The organism is Streptomyces sp. NPDC037054 (assembly GCF_055606745.1).
The window spans coordinates 983,121-999,954 of sequence record NZ_JBVJSJ010000001.1 but is presented as its reverse complement, the minus strand read 5'-3'; the positions used below and the strand labels follow the sequence as shown (position 1 = coordinate 999,954).

At 74.0% G+C, this 16,834-nt stretch carries 13 protein-coding genes, 1 pseudogene and 1 riboswitch; of the genes and pseudogenes, 10 read left to right on the top strand and 4 right to left on the bottom strand.

Translation table 11 applies throughout. From position 1 onward, the window contains the following. The first annotated feature begins 20 nt into the window (after window positions 1-20). The 5 genes and pseudogenes from ACZ7D7_RS04400 to ACZ7D7_RS04380 all read left to right on the top strand — a co-directional run bounded on the left by ACZ7D7_RS04400 (window position 21) and on the right by ACZ7D7_RS04380 (window position 6,710). Window positions 21-1,469 (top strand): DegT/DnrJ/EryC1/StrS family aminotransferase, encoded by a 1,449-nt coding sequence (locus tag ACZ7D7_RS04400; RefSeq protein WP_470822205.1) that lies wholly within the window; start codon window positions 21-23, stop codon window positions 1,467-1,469. 1 nt (window position 1,470) lies between these two features. Next, window positions 1,471-2,961 (top strand): annotated as a pseudogene (locus ACZ7D7_RS04395) (lipopolysaccharide biosynthesis protein); the annotation flags it as partial. Window positions 2,962-3,130: 169 nt separating this feature from the next. After that, entirely contained in the window at window positions 3,131-5,122 is a 1,992-nt protein-coding gene (locus ACZ7D7_RS04390) for a glycosyltransferase (protein ID WP_470822204.1), read from the top strand. After that, the gene (locus tag ACZ7D7_RS04385) at window positions 5,122-5,547 is read left to right on the top strand and encodes a hypothetical protein (RefSeq protein ID WP_470822202.1); all 426 of its coding nucleotides are present in this window, start codon (window positions 5,122-5,124) and stop codon (window positions 5,545-5,547) included. Before ACZ7D7_RS04390 ends, ACZ7D7_RS04385 begins: the two co-directional genes overlap by 1 nt. Window positions 5,548-5,570: 23 nt before the next feature. Then, window positions 5,571-6,710, top strand: a complete 1,140-nt coding sequence (locus ACZ7D7_RS04380; protein ID WP_470822200.1) for a glycosyl hydrolase — start codon at window positions 5,571-5,573, stop codon at window positions 6,708-6,710. 115 nt (window positions 6,711-6,825) lie between these two features. Here ACZ7D7_RS04380 and ACZ7D7_RS04375 read toward each other — a convergent pair whose 3' ends face one another. Genes ACZ7D7_RS04375 through ACZ7D7_RS04365 form a run of 3 tightly spaced genes read right to left on the bottom strand, consistent with a single transcriptional unit; the run spans window position 6,826 to window position 10,017 of the window. Beyond that, window positions 6,826-7,581, bottom strand: coding sequence for a polysaccharide deacetylase family protein (locus ACZ7D7_RS04375; protein ID WP_470822461.1), 756 nt, complete (start codon window positions 7,579-7,581; stop codon window positions 6,826-6,828). 34 nt (window positions 7,582-7,615) lie between these two features. Continuing rightward, entirely contained in the window at window positions 7,616-8,953 is a 1,338-nt protein-coding gene (locus ACZ7D7_RS04370; protein WP_470822198.1) for a glycosyltransferase family 2 protein, read from the bottom strand. Continuing rightward, window positions 8,950-10,017, bottom strand: coding sequence for a GNAT family N-acetyltransferase (locus ACZ7D7_RS04365; RefSeq protein WP_470822197.1), 1,068 nt, complete (start codon window positions 10,015-10,017; stop codon window positions 8,950-8,952). The genes ACZ7D7_RS04370 and ACZ7D7_RS04365 overlap by 4 nt, the downstream gene beginning before the upstream one ends. Window positions 10,018-10,338: 321 nt before the next feature. On the opposite strand from ACZ7D7_RS04365, the gene ACZ7D7_RS04360 reads away from it, so the two are divergent. After that, a complete protein-coding gene (locus ACZ7D7_RS04360) occupies window positions 10,339-11,166 on the top strand; it encodes an HAD family hydrolase (protein ID WP_470822195.1) in 828 nt (275 codons plus the stop codon). On the opposite strand, the gene ACZ7D7_RS04355 is transcribed toward ACZ7D7_RS04360, so the two are convergent. Continuing rightward, a complete protein-coding gene (locus tag ACZ7D7_RS04355; RefSeq protein ID WP_470822193.1) occupies window positions 11,160-11,639 on the bottom strand; it encodes a transglycosylase SLT domain-containing protein in 480 nt (159 codons plus the stop codon). The genes ACZ7D7_RS04360 and ACZ7D7_RS04355 overlap by 7 nt on opposite strands. Window positions 11,640-11,643: 4 nt before the next feature. Continuing rightward, window positions 11,644-11,810, bottom strand: a riboswitch (cyclic di-AMP (ydaO/yuaA leader). A 580-nt stretch (window positions 11,811-12,390) separates the two neighbouring features. Between ACZ7D7_RS04355 and ACZ7D7_RS04350 the strand changes: the two genes are divergently transcribed. The 4 genes from ACZ7D7_RS04350 to ACZ7D7_RS04335 all read left to right on the top strand — a co-directional run bounded on the left by ACZ7D7_RS04350 (window position 12,391) and on the right by ACZ7D7_RS04335 (window position 16,813). After that, complete coding sequence (locus ACZ7D7_RS04350) at window positions 12,391-13,401, top strand: polyprenyl synthetase family protein (protein WP_470822191.1); 1,011 nt, start codon at window positions 12,391-12,393, stop codon at window positions 13,399-13,401. Between the two features lie 282 nt (window positions 13,402-13,683). After that, a complete protein-coding gene (locus ACZ7D7_RS04345; RefSeq protein WP_470822189.1) occupies window positions 13,684-14,919 on the top strand; it encodes a LolA family protein in 1,236 nt (411 codons plus the stop codon). Between the two features lie 39 nt (window positions 14,920-14,958). Beyond that, complete coding sequence (locus tag ACZ7D7_RS04340; protein ID WP_470822187.1) at window positions 14,959-15,906, top strand: ABC transporter ATP-binding protein; 948 nt, start codon at window positions 14,959-14,961, stop codon at window positions 15,904-15,906. Continuing rightward, window positions 15,893-16,813, top strand: coding sequence for an ABC transporter permease (locus ACZ7D7_RS04335; RefSeq protein WP_470822185.1), 921 nt, complete (start codon window positions 15,893-15,895; stop codon window positions 16,811-16,813). Before ACZ7D7_RS04340 ends, ACZ7D7_RS04335 begins: the two co-directional genes overlap by 14 nt. Window positions 16,814-16,834: the final 21 nt, after the last annotated feature.

The window sequence follows — 16,834 nt, the reverse complement described above, 5'->3', positions numbered from 1 at the left end:
ACGGCGCGTCTGGGGGGCGGATGGCCATTGGGGAGGCCGGCCTCGGGCCGGCGCTGCCGGGCTCGCGGTCGAAACGGCTGGAAGAGACCATGCGCGGCCGGCTCGGCCGGGAATGCGTGTACGTACCGTCGTGCCGGGTCGGCCTGTACGCGGCGCTGCGCCACTGGTGCCGGCCCGGCGGGCGGGTGCTGATGTCGCCGGTCAACGACGACGTGATCCTCTTCGTCGTGCTCGCGGCGGGACTGCGGCCCGTGCAGGCGCCGTTGCACCCGCTGGACGCGTCCGTCGACGCCGACGCCGTGCCGGACGAGGTGTGGGGTTCGCTGTCCGCCGTCATGACGACGAACCTGTACGGGAACCCGGACCCGGCGCCCGAACTGCGCGCGCGGTGCGACGCGTTGGGCATCCCGCTGTTCGAGGACGCGGCGCACGCCATCGGCAGCGAGGTCGGTGGCCGCCCGGTCGGGGCCTGGGGCGACGCCTCCGTGTTCAGCCTGTCCAAGCACGCCGGGGCCGGGGCCGGCGGGTTCCTGTCCTGCGCCGACCCGGGGCTGCGGGAGGCGCTGGAGAAGGCCTGCGCGGACCTGCTCGTGCCGGGCCGGAGCGCCTCCGAACTGGCCTTCGCGGTCCGGCCGTACGCGGAGGCGGCCGTGCGCGGGCTGGGGCTGCGGCGTGCCGCGCGGGCGGCGCTGCGTCTGCTGGGGCAGGCCGAGCGGGACGGGATCCGCATGCCGCTGCGCCCGGACGCGCTGGCCCGCGCCGTCGAGGCGGCGCCGGACCTCGACGCGCACCACCCGTGGGTGCGGGTCGACATGCACGACTACCGGCGGGAGTCCGGCGGGCTGCGGCTGGCCCGTGTCGGCCGCCGGCTCGACCGGCTGGACGACGTGCTGGCCGCGTGCCGGGAAGGGACGGAGCTGCTGCTGTCCACGCGGAGGGCGCGGCCACGCACCCGGCCCGTGCCCGGCGGCGGTCGGACCCAACCGCTGTTCCGCGTCCCGCTGTTCGTCGCCGACCGGGACGCGGCCGTGCGGGCGCTGGACCGGCGCGGCATCGTCGTCGGCTACCTCTACGACCCGCCGCTGGACGACTACGCGGGCACGGCGTTCACGGATCCCTCGCCGGCACCGGAGGCGGCGCGCTGGTTCGCGCGGCACGCGTTGCCGGTCGACCCGCTGCGGGCCCGCGAGGCGGTGCGGGTGCTGGAGGACGCGGGCGCGCGGCCCGCCGGCCCACCGCCGGGGCCGGAGCCGGGGCGTGCGTCGGGGCTTGACCGGCGGGGCGGTCGTGCGTCGGGGCTTGATCCGTGGGGCGGTCGAGCGTTCGGGCTGGAGCCGCGGGGCGGCCGTGTGCCGGGGCTGGATCCGAGCGGTGGCCGTGCGTCGGGGCTGGATGCGCGGGGCGGTCGTGCGTCGGGGCTGGAGCCGCGGGGCGGTCGTGCGTTGGGGCTGGATCCGCGCCGTGGCTGAGATGCCGGTGCGGGAGCGGGAGCGGGCCGAGGCGGCCTCGGGCGGGGGCGGGTCGTCCGGGAGGGGGCGGCGCGGCGACTCGATGTTCAAGAACGCCTACTTCCTCATGCTCAGCACCGGGGTCTCCGCCGTGCTCGGCCTCGGCTTCTGGCTGGTGGCCGCCCGCTTCTACTCGGAGGACGCGGTCGGCCAGGGCTCCGCCGCGATCGCCGCGATGCGGCTGCTGGCCGCCATCACGGCGACGACGATGATCGGCGCCGTGGTCCGCTTCGTCCCGCGCGCGGGGCGCGAGACCGCGCGGCTGGTGTGGGGCGTGTACGGGGCGAGTTCCCTGGTCGTGGCCGTGGCCGCCCTCGTCTTCCTGCTCACGCTCGACCTGTGGGGCCCGTCCTACGCGCCGCTCGGCACGCCCGCCGCGGGGGCGCTGTTCGTCGCGGCGTGCGTGGCCTGGGCGTTGCTCACGCTGCAGGACGGGGTGCTGACCGGGCTGCGCAAGACGGAGTGGGTGCCGGCCGGGAACGCGGTCTTCTCGGCCGGGAAGCTGATCCTGCTGGTGGTGTGCGCGACCGCCCTGCCGGTGCTCGGCGTCTTCGTGTCCTGGGCCGTGGCCATCGCCTTGTCCACCCTGCCGCTCGGCTGGCTGGTCTTCCGCAGGCTCATCCCGCGTCAGGCCGCCGCCGACCGGGACCTCGAACCGCCGAAGGTCCGGGACGTCAGGCGCTTCCTGGCGGGCGACTCGCTCGGCGCGCTGTTCAGCCTGGCGATGATCAACCTGCTGCCGGTGATGGTCGCGGTCCGCTTCAGCGCCGCGGAGAACGGCTACTTCTACGTGGCGTACACGGTCGGCGGGACGATGGAGTTCATGGCCATCAACATGGCCTCCTCGCTCACCGCGCACGCCTCGCACGATCCGCGCCGGCTCGCCGACAGGGTGCGCGGGGCGCTGCGGCGCATGGCGCTGCTGCTGGTGCCGGTGGTGCTGGTGCTGGTGGTGTTCGCGCCGTACATCCTCACGCCGTTCGACGACGACTACGCCGAGCACGGCTCGACAGTGCTGCGGCTGCTCGCGCTGGGCGCGCTGCCGAGGGTGGTCGTGGAGCTGTACATCGGGGTGCTGCGGGTGCAGGGCCGTACCGGCGCGCTGGCCCCGCTCCAGGGCGCGATGTGCGTGCTCGTCCTGGGCGGCGCGGCGGTGCTGTTCGCGCCGGCCGGAATCGCGGGAGCGGGCTGGGCGGTGCTGCTGGCCATGTCGGCGGTCGCGGTCGTCTCCGTGTTCGGGCTGCGCGCCGCCCTACGGGGCAGCGGCGGCCGTCCCGCAGGTCCGGGGCATGGACCCGACGCCCTCGGCCGCGCCGATGTCGACGCCCCCACCGATGCCCATGTCGACGCCCCCACCGATGCCCATGCCAATGCCCGCACCGATGCCGATGCCGATGCCGACGACGGTGGCGGATACGGCACGACCTGGGCCCGGTTGAACGCCGCGGCCGGGCTGCCGCCACCCCTGCTGGTGCCGCCCTCGCGCCCCCGGCCCACGCCCGGTCGAAGACGTACGTCCGGCCGGAGTCGTGCGCCCGGTCGAAGATCCACGCCCGGCCGAGCCGTCGACTGACCAGTTCCGGAGCCGAACCTCCGGAGCCGAACCGCCAGGGGGGACCGTCGTGCATCCGCCAACAACGTCGGGGGAGAGATCCCGACCGGACCGGGCGCGGCTCGGTGCCGAGAGCTGGGCCGGTGAGGCCCGTGAGGCCGGCGAGGCCGGTGGGTCCGGCGCGGACCTCGCCGACCTGCCGCCCGCGTGGCCCCGCCGGGGCGCGGGCGCCCGGCCCGGCGTCGCGCTGCTCGCCGCGCTCGCCCTGTGGCTGTACGCGGTGCGGCACACCGACGTCTCCGACCTGGACGACTTCGGTCTGGTCACCGCGCTGCACCCCGCCTTCTGGGCGGGCCTCGCGCTGCTCACCGTCGGCTTCTGGCTCACCGTCCGTGATCCGCGCCGCGCGCACAGCTGGTCGGCGGCGTACGTCCTGGCCCTGCTGGTGATGGAACGGGCCACGCAGGCCGTGCTGTACCCGACCCCGCTGTACGCGTGGGCGTGGAAGCACGACGCCATCGTCGACCACCTGCTCACGGCGGGACGGCTGGAAAGTGCCGACCGGCTCGGCGACATGGCCGTCTACGACCAGTGGCCCGGCTTCTTCGCCGCGCAGGCCGCCCTGGTGCGCCTGCTGGGCGTGGACTCGGCGGCGACGTACATGGCGTGGTGGCCGCTGGTGGCCGGCCTGATGCTGCTGCTCCCGCTGCTGCTCATCTACCGCACGTTCACCGAGGACCGGCGGCTGATCTGGACGGCGGTCTGGCTGTTCCACGTCGCCAACTGGGTGGGCCAGGACTACTTCTCGCCCCAGTCCGTGGCGTTCGCGCTGCACCTCGGGGTGCTGGCCGTCGTCCTGCGCCGGTACCGGCGTACGGGCGTGCGGGGTGGTCAGCGGCGGGCACCGGTGTGGACGGTGACGATCACGCTGCTCGCCGTCGCGATCGTCGTCTCGCACCAGCTCACTCCGGGCATGCTGATCGTCTCGCTGGCCGTCCTGGGTCTGACGCGCCGCTACCGCGACTGGGTGCCGACGGCGACGGTGGTCGTGATCTTCCTGGCCTGGTGCCTCACGGCCGCGCTGCCGTTCCTGTCCGCCGCGCTGCCGGAGATGATCCGTTCCGTCGGCGACATCGGCGGCAACGTCACCACGGGCTACGGCACGACCCCGACCGGCACGGGCGCGGTGGTCACGTCCTGGGCGGCGCGGCTGCTGTCCGGCTCGGTGCTGCTGCTCGCGCTGGCCGGGGTGGTGCGCCAGCGGGTGCTGCGGCACCGGGCGCTGCCGCTGCTGCTGCTCGCGGCGGCCCCGCTGCCGATGGTGGCGGCGAGCAGCTACGGCAGCGAAATGATCTTCCGGGTGCTGATGTTCATGCTGCCCGGCGTCGCGTTCTTCGCCGCCGCGGCGCTGCTGCCGAAGGTCCGCACCCTGGCCGCCGACGCCGCGGTCCGGGAGGCCCGGGAGGCCCGGCAAGCCCAGGAGGCCAGGGTGGCCCGGGAGGTCCGGGAAGTCGGGGCCCGCTCGGCCACGGGAGACGCCGCGGGCTCCGGAGACCGGCACCGGACGCGACGGGGGGCGTGGCTGCCGCCGCTCGTACTGCTGGCGGTGACGCTCGCGTTCGTGCCCAGCTACTCCGGCAAGGACCGGATCACCTACTTCCCGCCGCAGGAAGTGGCGCTGGTGCGGGAGCTCCTCGACCGGGCTCCGGTCGGTTCGCTGGTCGTCGCCGCCAACCGCAACTACCCCCTCGCCCACGGCTCCTACTGGGACGTCGACCACTACTGGTTCCTGGACGACGAACGGCGGCACGTCGACGAGATCCTGCGCAGCCCCGCCGCCACCCTCGCGGCCGACATGGCCGGGGTGCGGGCGCCGGGCCGGGCCTACTTCCTGCTCACGCGGGGCCAGTCGGCCGACTCCACGATGAACGGCCGGCTCACCGGGCCGGAGTGGGACCGGATACGGAAGTCGGTCGCCGCGTCGCCCGCGTTCCGGCTGGTCGCGGAGAACAGCGCCGGGCGGCTCTACGAACTGGCCCCGGCAGCCGGGAGGGTGGAGTGATGAGACCGCGCGAGGTCATGATCCGGGCGCTGCCCCCGCTCGCCGGCTGGCTGGCGCTGGCCGCCCTCGCGCTGCCCGACGGCGCACCGCTGAGGGCCGCCGCCGTGTGCGTCTTCCTCGCCGCCGGACCCGGCGCGGCCCTGGTCGGGGTCTGCGGGCCCGCTCTCGGCGCGTGGCCCGCGGAAGGCCCCGTCGACCGCCGGGACCCGGCCTTCGCCCGCCACTCCGACCTGCTGGAGCGGCTGATGCTCGCCGTCTTCCTGAGCGTCGCCGTCGTGATGCTCGTCGCGACGGCGCTGATCGCCACGCACGCGTTCAGCGCGCCTCGCGTGCTGCTGACGACGACGCTGCTGACCACGCTCGCCGCGCTCTGCCCGCGGCTGGGCGCCTCCCCGCGACGGACACCGAAGGGCGCTCCCCCGTGAGGTTCCCCCGCACCGTCCCCCGCGTGCGCCGCGTGCGCCGCGTGCGCCGCGTTCGCCGCGCTGGTCGCGCGCGCGGCCGTCGGCTGCTGGTCGCGTCCGCCCTGGTCCTGTGCACCGTCCTGCTCGGCACGCTCGCCCTGCGCGACTCCTCCGGACCGGCGGACCGGTCCGCGGGGGACGGGTCCGCGGGGGACGGGTCCGCGCGGGCCGGGGACTGCCGCCCCACGGACCTGCTCGAACCGCCGTGCGGCGCGTGGTTCGGGGCGTTCGTGCCGCACGACCGGGACGACCTCCCGCAGAAGGTGCGGGCCTACGAGGACAAGGTGGGCCGCCGGCTGGACATCGTGTACGCGTACCACGACATGTCCCTCGTCACGGAGGCCCGCCGCGAGGGCCAGTTGCTCACCCCGGAGGAGCAACGGGTGGGGGAGGACCGCCTGTTGCTGCTCTCCTGGGAGAGCAAGTGGTGGGGCGGCACGCCGGAGCAGCAGCCCACCTGGAAGCGCATAGCCGCGGGCGCGCTGGACGCCACCGTCGTCGACGTACAGGCGCGGCGCGTGAAGGAGTACGGGGAGCGCACCGGGCGGAAGGTCTTCCTCTCCTTCGACCTGGAGATGGACACCCGCACCCCGGCCGGCGGCAGCCCGGAGGACTTCGTGCGGGCCTGGCGACACCTCCACGACCGCTTCGCCGAACTGGGCGCCGACAACGTGGTCTGGACGTGGATCATCACCGGCTACCTGGGCCACGCCGAGCTGTTCGAGCGGCTGTACCCCGGGGACGCGTACGTCGACTGGATCGGCTACAACCAGTACAACTACTACCGCTGCCACCAGGCCGACTGGCTGTCCTTCGCGCGGACCCAGCACGCCTCGCACGCGTGGATACGCGCGCACATCTCCGACGACAAGCCGCTGATGCTCTCCGAGTTCGGCAGCGCCGCCGATCCGGTCCGGCCGGGGCGGCAGGCCGAGTGGTACGCGCAGGTGCCCCGGGTGCTGAAGCGGCTGGACGGCGTCCGGGCCGCGCTCCAGTGGAACCACCGGGACCCCGGGCCGCACTGCGACCTGTCGGTGGCCGACGACCGCGCCTGGAGCGCCCTCCGCGAAGCGGCCGCGGACCCCCACCTCAACCAGCCGCACCCGACCGGCCCCCGGCCTTGAACCAGCCGCCCGGACCGGGCCCGCACCTGATGCGGCCGCACGGCGACCAGCCCGGACCCGCTCACCCGCTCACCCACCTTGCCCCGCCTCACCCCCGCTCACCGCCTCGCCCCGCTCACCCCGCGAAGACCGGCCCCATCACCGCCGCGCGTGTCCTGCGGTACCAGCGCCACGCCACCGTCTTCGGGCCGTCCCGGTAGGGCGCGAGCCGGGCGCCCTCGCCCGCCAGCCAGCGCCGCACGTCCGCGAGGGTGTGGCCGCGGCGCACGATGAGCCGGGCGATGCGGTACGGCTCGTCGCGGTCCGAGCTGAGCGCGTGCCGCACGGCGGTCGCCGTCTCGTAACCGGCGCGCGCCGCCAGGGCCCGCACGCGGGGGCTGTTGTAGCCGTGCGGATAGGCAAGGTGGCGTACCGGATGACCGAGGGCGTGTTCCAACACGGCTTTGGACGTGCGCAGTTCGTGCTCCAGGGCGCCGGTGCGCAGGGTGTCGAGCTGGGCGTGGGTGACGGTGTGGCTGCCGACCTCCAGACCGTGCCGCTCCAGGTCGGCCACCTGGTCCAGGGTCATCATCGGGGCGGGGGGCAGCAGGCTGCGCCCGCCGGGTGCGACGGCGCCGGTGGTCAGGTAGGCGGTCGCGGGCAGGCCGCGCTCGGCGAGCGCCTCGGCGGTGGGCCCCGGCAGGTCGGCGAAGCCGTCGTCGAAGGTGAGCACGACGGGCCGGGGCGGCAGGGCCGCGCGTCCGGCCAGGTGGTCGGCGACCGCGCCGACGGTGACCGGCGTACGGCCGCTGTCGCGCACGGCGTCGAGATGCGAGGCGAACACCCTCGGGGTGACGGTGAATTCGGCGATCCACGCGGGCGGATCGTCCATCACGGCGTGATACAGGAACACGGGGATCACCACGTCAGCCCACCCCTCTCGGCGCCGTGCGCAGGGCACGCCGGGCGCGCAGGTAGCCGAGCGGTCCGTACAGCATGCCCCTGCGCTGGAGCCGGGACAGGCGACGCGGCCACGGGTGCGTACGCACGCCGTACCCGCCCGGCGACCGGTCGCGGGCCTCCGTGCCGCCCCGTACGGCGGTCAGCGCACGCGCGTGGGCGAGACCGCGCGGCAGCCGGGCGAGGAACGCGGGCAGCAGCGCGGGGCGGTTGACCAGGAGCGCCGTGAGGTAGGCGGTGAGGCCGGCGCCGTAGCCGTACGCCTGGGTCTCCAGGTCCCGCCAGGTCTCCCGGTGGTGGTGCCAGACGAGGGCCTGCGGGGCGTAGCGCAGGCGGTGTCCGGAGGCCAGGACGCGGACGAAGCCGTAGAGATCGTCACCGCCCCGGGCGTGGGTGCCGGCGCCGGTCGCCGGGTCGAAGCCGCCGACGGAGCGCAGCACTCCGGTGCGGAAGGCCATGTTGGCGCCGGAACCGAAGCGGCCCGCCGCGAACGGGAACAGCGGCTCGTCGGCGGGCGGTTCGGCGGGGTCGTACGTCCGTGGGGTGAAGCCCTTCGCGAAGCCGCCGTGGCTCTCCAGCAGCACCTGGGCGGGGGTCCGCAACCGGGCCGGCAGGATCAGGCCGGTGACGCAGCCGAGGCCCGGGTCGGCCGCGAACGGCCTGGTCAGCTCGGTCAGCCAGCGCGGATCGGCGACCACGTCGTCGTCCGTGAACGCGACGGCCTCCCCGTGCGCGGCGAGGAGACCGCGGTTGTGCGCGACCGCGAGTCCGGGCACCGGCTCGCACACGTACCGCACGCGCTCGCCGTACTTCCGCTCGACCAGCTCACGGGTCGCGGGTGTTACGGGCGCGTTGTCGACGACGACGATCTCGAAGCGGGGGTGGTCCTGGGCGAGGAGCGAGTCGAGCGCGCGGGCGAGCTGCCCGGAACGCTCGCGGGTGGCGACGACGACCGTCGTGAACGGCGGCGGCCCGGCGTCCGCCTTGCCCACTTCCACCGCTCTCCCCGCCTCGGCCGCCCTCAGCGCCTCCACCGCCCTCAGCACCTCGGCCGCCCCCAGCGCCTCCACCGCCCCCACCCCCTCCGGCACCCGCGTCAGTACCGTCCCGACCGGCCGTCCCTCCCGTCTGACCAGTACGAACACCTCGCCGTGGGTCAGCGGTGGGCCGCCCGGTGCCGGGTGCACGGAGACCCCGGCCGCCGTGACGTCCACCTGTGCCACCTGCACCGGCCCGACGCTCAGGAACCGCCGGATCTCCTCCCGCGTGCGAGCGCCGCGCCCCGTCCGTCCCGTACGTCTCATGCCGCCCTCCGCAGCCGCCCCGCGCCCCTCAGCGCCCGTGATGCCAGCGACGCCAGCCGCGGGTGGCCGCGTACGAAACCGTGGGCGCGGCGGACCGGTTCGCGGCTCAGCCAGTGGGCCGCCGCGCCCGGCCCCGGCCGGGTCGCCGCGCCCTCGTACACGGGACGTTCGCCGGTCTTCAGCGCGTCCTTGTACTCGGCCCGGCCGCGCCCCAGGTCGAGCAGGCCGATGCCCTCGGCCGCCGCGGCCTCGGCCATCCGCAGGTGCAGCACCAGACCCGGTGAGTACTTCGCGAACCCGGGGTCGTACGCCGGGAACCAGCAGGACAGCACCGTCGCCGAGCGCAGCCCGAAGTGGGCGGCCACCGGGCGCCCGGCGGCGTACAGCACGGAGAGCGTCCCGGTGCACTGCGCAGCGCGCGTCCCCGCGAGCCGGGCCACGAGCCGGGTGATCCACTCCTGCGCGAACCGGTCGCGCCGGCCCGTCCGGCGGTACTGGGCCGACTTCCACGCCATGAGGGTGCGCAGCGCGGCGGGGTCGCGCTCGTCGAACACGAACCGCAGGTCGCCGGCCTGCCGGCCGAGCCTGCGCTCCTTGGCGAGCGTGGTCTTGAGGAACTTCGGCGACTGGGCGCGCAAGCCGGACTCGTAGCTCTCGTAACCCTTTCCGACGTCGACGACGAAGGTAGGGTGCTCCTCGGCCGCGTACGGGAGGAAGAGGTGCTGCTCCGCCTCCAGGTTGTCGAAGGCGAGGCTGGACACCGAGCAGGCGCGCAGCAGTTCGGCGGTGGCGAGCCGGAGGCCGGGTCGCAGTACCGCGCCCTGGCAGTCCGAGACGCCGAGTCCGATCGCGCGGCCCTGCCCGAGCCGTCCGCGCTCGTGGGGCAGGAAGCCGACGGCCTCGCGCCCCTCGTACACGACGGCGACGCGGGCCCGCGGGCGCACGTGGCCCACGGCGTCGGTGAACTCCGGTTCCATGAACGGGTTGCGCGGTGCCCGCGCGGCGGCGCGCAGCTCGCGCCAGCGTTCCCGGTCGGCCTCGCCCAGCGCCTCGGGCGTCAGCACACGTACGCGTCGTCCACCGCTCAACTCGACCCCCCGATCAAGTCCCCCCTGGACACATGGAAGGTACCGCCCAATGCGGCCCCGAGGGTAGGTAGCGGAGCATGGTGCCGCGAACCGGCGCCAAGCCGCCGAACCGGACGCTTCGCGCGCCCCAGGGGCGGCGGGACCGTGGCCGCGCCGCGCCGAACAGGACCGATCAGCCGGTGAGCTGCCGCGCTCACAAACGGCTGGCGAAGATCAGAAACGGCGGGTCGGGATCAGAAACGGCGGGTGGGGAAACCGCGGTGAAGGGACGGCGCGCGTTGTCCGTATTCTCTGATCATGCCCGCACCCCTCGCGTACTCCCTTATCGCCACCGACCTGGACGGAACGCTTCTGCGTGGTGACGACACCATCTCCGACCGGTCCCGCGCCGCGCTCGCGCGGGCGGCCGGGGCCGGCGCCCGGCACCTCGTCGTGACCGGGCGCCCGGCACCCCGGGTGCGGCCGCTGCTCGCCGACCTCGGCAGCACGGGGCTCGCGGTGTGCGGGCAGGGCGCGCAGGTGTACGACGCCGCCACGGACCGCCTGCTGTGGTCGGTCACCCTGGACCGGGAGCTGGCCGAGACGGCGCTCGGCAAGATCGAGGCCGAGGTGGGCGAGGTGTACGCGGCCGTCGACCAGGACGGCGTGGACGGGCTCACGCTGATAGAGCCGGGCTATCTGATGCCGCACCCCACCCTGCCGGCCGTGCGCGTCGACCGGCGCGAGGACCTGTGGGCGGCGCCGATCAGCAAGGTGCTGCTGCGCCACCACGGCCTGTCGGACGACGAGTTGGCGGCGACGGCCCGCGGGGTGATCGGCTCCCTCGCGACGGTGACGATGTCCGGGCCGGGCACCGTGGAGCTCCAGCCGTGCGGCATCACCAAGGCGACCGGTCTCGCCCTGGCCGCCGAGCACCTCGGGCTGGGCGCCGACCGGACGATCGCCTTCGGGGACATGCCCAACGACATCCCGATGTTCGACTGGGCCGCGCACGGCGTCGCCATGGCCAACGCGCACCCCGAACTGAGGGCGGTCGCGGACGAGATCACGCTGTCGAACGAGGACGACGGCGTCGCCGTCGTCCTCGAACGCGTGTTTCCGGCGTCCGGCGGGCCGGCTCAGTAGGCCCCGAAGACGTTGTCGATGGAGCCGTACCGCTGGGCCGCGTAGTTGCAGGCGGCGGTGATGTTCGCGACCGGGTCGTACGGGTCGAGCGAGGTGCCCGGCACGTGGTACGCCTGGAACGTCGGGTCGATCACCTGGAGCAGGCCCTTGGACGGGGTGCCGGCGGCGGCGTTGGAGTCCCAGTTGTTGATGGCGTACGGGTTGCCCGAGGACTCCCGCATGATGTTGCGGTGGATCCCCTCGTAGGAGCCGGGGATGCCGCGCTCCGCCATGACGGCGAGCGACTGGCGGATCCAGCCGTCGAGGTTGTCCGGGTACGTCGTCGCGGCGGTCGCCGAGGTCGTGGTGTGGGCGGACGCGCCGGTCGCGCCGACCAGCGGGAGCGCGAGCACGGCGACGCCGGTTCCGGCGACGGCGAGCTTGCGGACGAGGCTGCGGTTCCCGGCGCGGCGGGACTGACCGAATGCAGGCATGACGAATTCCTCTCCTACGCCTGCGAGGTGAGCTGTCGGGTTCGGGCGGGAGGTGCCCGGCCGCCCGTGAGGCACGGCTTCACCCCGAGCCGTTCCAGTCTTGTGACCGGCCCGGCGTCCTACCTGGGTCCCCCGCTCCTGCCGTACGAGTGGGTTCGTCGTCGGTGGTGCGGGCGGTGGCAGGATTCGGCGTCCGCCCGACAGGCCGGGAACGTATGCGAGGGCACATGTCGGGAACAAGTGGCGAGATCACAGAACGCCCCGGTTGACCTTGGTGTGGTGCGTATGGGGTACTTGATCCTTTGCGATCGCCACGGCTCAACTCGCTTGCGCGAGGCGCGGATACGGGCCTCGGGGGAGTGCGGTGTCCGGCGGGGGGAACGCGTGATTCAACTCACGGGTAAAGGTCTCGAAGGCATTTAGGGCCAAGGTGGATCGAGGTGTCAAGCACGGCAAAACGGGCGCCGGGGGGAGTGTGTGCGCCGAAGGGGTGGCGGTCCGCTCCGGCGGAGTCGGTTGCCCGCGTCGGCGGGCGCATTGCCGGACGATTCGTTTCGAGTCGTACATAACGGCTATGTCATTGCGTATCGAGTGATCGAGAATATGCGCGTCGTGATCCGATACCTGGTGGCCTGGACGGGTGGGCGCTGGCGGTGATCGAAACGTGACCGGATACGCTGACTTGAGTGATGGCAGTGACCTATCGACAAACAGGTAATCGCCAGTAGGCGCCAGCAGACAGGAGACCTTCGTGACCGTCGTCGGGCCGTTCGGGCTGAGCGTGCGGGACCAGGCTCTGGAGGCCGATGTCCAGGCCGGTTTGAGGGCTGTCGAAGAAGGGTTGCTCGAAGCAACCAAGAGCGAGGTGCCGTTCATCACCGAGGCCGCCCAGCACCTGGTGCGGGCGGGCGGCAAGCGTTTCCGTCCGCTGCTCGTGATGCTCTCCGCGCAGTTCGGCGACCCGTACGCGCCCGGGATCGTGCCGTCGGCCGTCGTCGTCGAGCTGACCCACCTGGCGACGCTGTACCACGACGACGTGATGGACGAGGCCGACGTGCGGCGCGGGGTGCCCAGCGCGAACACCCGCTGGGGCAACTCGGTGGCCGTCCTCACCGGAGACTTCCTGTTCGCCCGCGCCTCACAGATCCTCGCCGACCTCGGACCCGAGGCGGTGCGCGTGCAGGCCCTCGCGTTCGAGCGGCTGGTCACCGGACAGATCCTGGAGACGGCCGGACCGCAGGACGGCCGTGACCCGGTCGAGCACTACCTGGACGTGCTCGGCGGCAAGACGGGCTCGCTGGTGGCCGTCTCGTGCCGGTTCGGCGCGATGATGTCCGGCGCCGACGAGCAGGTCGTGGACGTCCTCACGCAGTACGGCGAGCGGCTCGGGGTCGCCTTCCAGCTCGCGGACGACGTGCTCGACATCGCCTCCGACTCCACCGAGTCCGGCAAGACGCCCGGCACCGACCTGCGCGAGGGCATCGCGACGCTGCCGGTGCTGCGGCTGCGCGAGCGGGCCGCGCGGCTCGGCCTCGCCGACGACCTCGCGCTGTGCGAGCTGCTGGACGGCGACCTGACCGACGACGTCCGCCACCAGCGGGCGCTGCGCGAGCTGCGGGCGCACCCGGCGCTGGAGCAGGCCCGCCGGGACACCGTCCGCTACGCGGAGGAGGCGCGCGCCGCGCTGGCCCCGCTGCGGGAGTGCGACGCCAAGGTGGCCCTCATGCAACTGTGCGACGCCGTGGTGCACCGCGCGGGCTGACCCGCGGCCCCCGCCGGGCGGCGTCGGCCGGCCCGCGCCCGGACCCGACCCCTACTGGTCGGGGGAGTCCCGGGGCCCACGTGTCATACCCCAGGTGTACGTGGAGTTGGGCCCCCGGGTTGACGCAACTCGGCGGCCGATTTGGTCAGATGGATGCCACGGACAACACCACTGCTCACCGATTCGGGTGACAATGGCGGCCCGGGGTGGGACCGGCGCGAGTACACGAGACGCGGGGACACGAGACGGACAGCCGCCGCCGACGACGGAGGTAAGGCACACATGGCACCGTACGCATCCGACGACACCACGACCGCAGGGGAGGCCGACGACCGAAGCGCGGGCCGGCGCAAGGCCGCGCGGTACGTCGTCCCGGTAGCGGTGATGGGGGTGGCGGCCGCGACCATCGGGCTCGTTCCCGCGCTCGCCGACTCCGGTGACCCCGACCTCCCGGAGATCACCGCCCAGCAGCTGATCGAGAAGATCGCGAAGTCGGACGTCCAGCAGCTGTCCGGCACCGTGAAGATCAGCACCGACCTCGGGCTCCCCGACCTCGGCGGGCTGGAGAACAGCCTGCTGTCGGGCGCCGGCCGCCCGGACGGCGGCAGCGGCTCGTCCGCCGACCCGTCCGCCCGGCTCACCGAGCTGGCGAACGGCACGCACACGCTGCGCGTCGCCGCCGACGGCCCGGACCGGCAGAAGCTCTCCCTGCTGGAGAACGCCGCCGAGTACAGCCTCATCCACAACGGCGAGGACGTCTGGGGCTACGACAGCGAGTCCAACGAGGTCTACCACGCCACCGCCGAGGACACCGGCCGCGGCGAGCGCGAGCACGAGGTCCCGGCCACGCCGAAGGACTTCGCCGAGGAGGCCCTGAAGGCCGTCGACGACACCACGTCCGTCACGGTCGACGGCACCGCCCAGGTCGCCGGCCGGGACGCGTACAAGCTGCTGATCGAGCCGAAGCAGTCCGGCTCCACGGTCGGCGCCGTCAGCGTCGCCGTGGACGCGAAGACCGGCATGCCGCTGAAGTTCACGCTGACCCCGGCCTCCGGCGGCGCCGCCGTCATGGACGCGGGCTTCACCAAGGTCAGCTTCGCCAGGCCGGCCGCGTCGACCTTCGACTTCACGCCGCCCAAGGGCGCCAAGGTCACCGAGGAGGACACGACCACCCACGCCCCCCGGCCGACGGGCAGGCCCGGCGCGGAGTTCGACAAGGAACTCGGCAAGGAACTCGGCAAGAAGCCCGAGGGCCTGAAGGTCATCGGCGAGGGCTGGAACGCGGTCGCCGCCTTCGACACCGGCGGCCAGGGCCTGCCGACCGGCTCCGAGGCCGGTGAGCTCGGCGCGTTCGGCGGCTTCCTGGACTCCCTCGGCGACAAGGTGAAGGGCGAGTTCGGCTCCGGCACGGTCTTCAAGACCCGCCTGGTCAACGCGCTGATCACCGACGACGGCAAGGTCTACGTGGGCGCCGTCACGAAGGACGCCCTCGTGAAGGCCGCCGACGCCGCGAAGTAAGTCCCGTACGCACAGGGCGCGGGGGGATCGGGGGAGCCGATGGCTGACACGGACGGCGGCGGCGTCGTCGAAACCCGCGCGCTCACCAAGCGCTTCCGCGGCGGACAGCTCGCCGTGGACGGTCTCGACCTGACCGTCCCGGCGGGCAGCGTCTTCGGCTTCCTCGGCCCGAACGGCTCGGGCAAGACCACCACCATCCGCATGCTGATGGGGCTCGTCGAACCGACCTCCGGCACCGCGCGCGTCCTCGGGCAGCCCATGCCCCGGGCCGCGCGCTCCGTGCTGCCGCACATCGGCGCCCTCATCGAGGGGCCCGCGCTGTACGGCCACCTCTCCGGCCGCGACAACCTGATCCGCTACGACGCCGCCGATCCGACCGCCGACCCCCGCACCCGGCGTGCCCGTGTCGCGGCGGCGCTGGAGCGGGTGGGGCTCGCCGCGGCGGCCGGCAAGAAGGCGAAGGCGTACTCGCTGGGCATGAAGCAGCGGCTGGGGCTGGCCGCCGCGCTGCTGAGACCGCGCCGGCTGCTGGTCCTGGACGAGCCGACCAACGGGCTCGACCCCCAGGGCATGCGCGAGATCCGCGCGCTGGTGCGGGAGTTGGCCTCGGACGGCACGACCGTGTTCCTCTCCTCGCACCTGCTGGACGAGATCGAGCAGGTCTGCACGCACGCCGCCGTGATGGCGCGGGGCCGCCTCCTCACCCAGGGCCCGGTCGCCGACCTGGCTGCCGGGGCGCGCGGGCGGCTCGCGGTGACCACGCCGGACACCGGCGACGCGGCCCGGGTGCTGAAGGAACAGGGCGTCGCCGATGTCGTGGTCGACGGCGACCGGGTGACCGGCGGGACCCCGGAGCGCGACCTCGCCGAGGTGAACGCCGCGCTGGTGACGGCCGGCGTCCGGGTCCGCGGCTTCGGCGTCGAACGGGCCTCCCTGGAGGACGCGTTCGTGGCGCTGACGGGGGAGGGCTTCGATGTCGCGCGCTGACACGACCGCGGGGACGAGCCACCCGGAGGGCGACCGCGAGGGCCTTGCCGTGGTCCGCCCGGCGCGCGCCCTGTGGACGTTCGGACTGCTGCGCAACGAACTCGCGACGACCTTCCGGCGCTGGCGCACCCTCGCGCTGCTGGGCGTGCTGGCCGCCGTGCCGGTGCTCATCGGGATCGCCGTGGAGATCGAGACCGGTGACGGTTCGCCGGGCGGCGGAGGCGGGGGCGGCGAGGGCCCCGCGTTCATCTCCCAGGTCACCAACAACGGCCTGTTCCTGGTCTTCAGCGCCCTCGCCGCGACCCTGCCGTTCTTCCTGCCGATGGCGGTCGGTGTCGTCGCGGGCGACGCCGTCGCCGGTGAGGCGAGCGCGGGCACCCTGCGCTATCTGCTGGTCGCCCCCGCGGGCCGCACCCGCCTGCTCCTCACCAAGTACGCCGCGGTCCTCGCGTTCTGCCTGGTCGCCACCCTCGTCGTCGCGGTCTCGGCGCTGACCGTCGGGGCGCTGCTGTTCCCGCTGGGCGACCTCACGACGATCTCCGGGACGCGCATCGGGTTCGGAGACGGCCTGGTCAGGGCACTGCTGATCGCCCTCGTCGTCGCCGCGTCACTGACCGGCGTCGCGGCGCTCGGCCTGTTCGTGTCCACGCTCACCAACAGCGGCATCGCGGCGATGGCCACCACCGTGGGCCTGCTGATCACCGCGCAGATCCTCGGCCAGATCCCCCAGCTCCACGCGATCCACCCGTACCTCTTCCCGCACTACTGGCTGTCCTTCGCCGACCTCATGCGCGAGCCCGTGTACTGGGACGACCTGCTGAGGAACCTCGGCCTGCAAGGGCTGTACGCGGTGGTGTTCGGGTCGGCGGCGTGGGCCCGGCTGGCGGCGAAGGACATCACGACGTAGATCCGGGCCGCCCGCGCCCGC

Excerpts from the sequence above, each read along its gene's own strand:
- ACZ7D7_RS04400 (WP_470822205.1), top strand. The coding sequence starts at position 21 with ATGGCCATTGGGGAGGCCGGCCTCGGGCCGGCGCTGCCGGGCTCGCGG.
- ACZ7D7_RS04385 (WP_470822202.1), top strand. The coding sequence starts at position 5,122 with ATGAGACCGCGCGAGGTCATGATCCGGGCGCTGCCCCCGCTCGCCGGC.
- ACZ7D7_RS04375 (WP_470822461.1), bottom strand. The coding sequence starts at position 7,581 with ATGGACGATCCGCCCGCGTGGATCGCCGAATTCACCGTCACCCCGAGG.
- ACZ7D7_RS04370 (WP_470822198.1), bottom strand. The coding sequence starts at position 8,953 with ATGAGACGTACGGGACGGACGGGGCGCGGCGCTCGCACGCGGGAGGAG.
- ACZ7D7_RS04360 (WP_470822195.1), top strand. The coding sequence starts at position 10,339 with ATGCCCGCACCCCTCGCGTACTCCCTTATCGCCACCGACCTGGACGGA.
- ACZ7D7_RS04355 (WP_470822193.1), bottom strand. The coding sequence starts at position 11,639 with ATGCCTGCATTCGGTCAGTCCCGCCGCGCCGGGAACCGCAGCCTCGTC.
- ACZ7D7_RS04345 (WP_470822189.1), top strand. The coding sequence starts at position 13,684 with ATGGCACCGTACGCATCCGACGACACCACGACCGCAGGGGAGGCCGAC.
- ACZ7D7_RS04340 (WP_470822187.1), top strand. The coding sequence starts at position 14,959 with ATGGCTGACACGGACGGCGGCGGCGTCGTCGAAACCCGCGCGCTCACC.
- ACZ7D7_RS04335 (WP_470822185.1), top strand. The coding sequence starts at position 15,893 with ATGTCGCGCGCTGACACGACCGCGGGGACGAGCCACCCGGAGGGCGAC.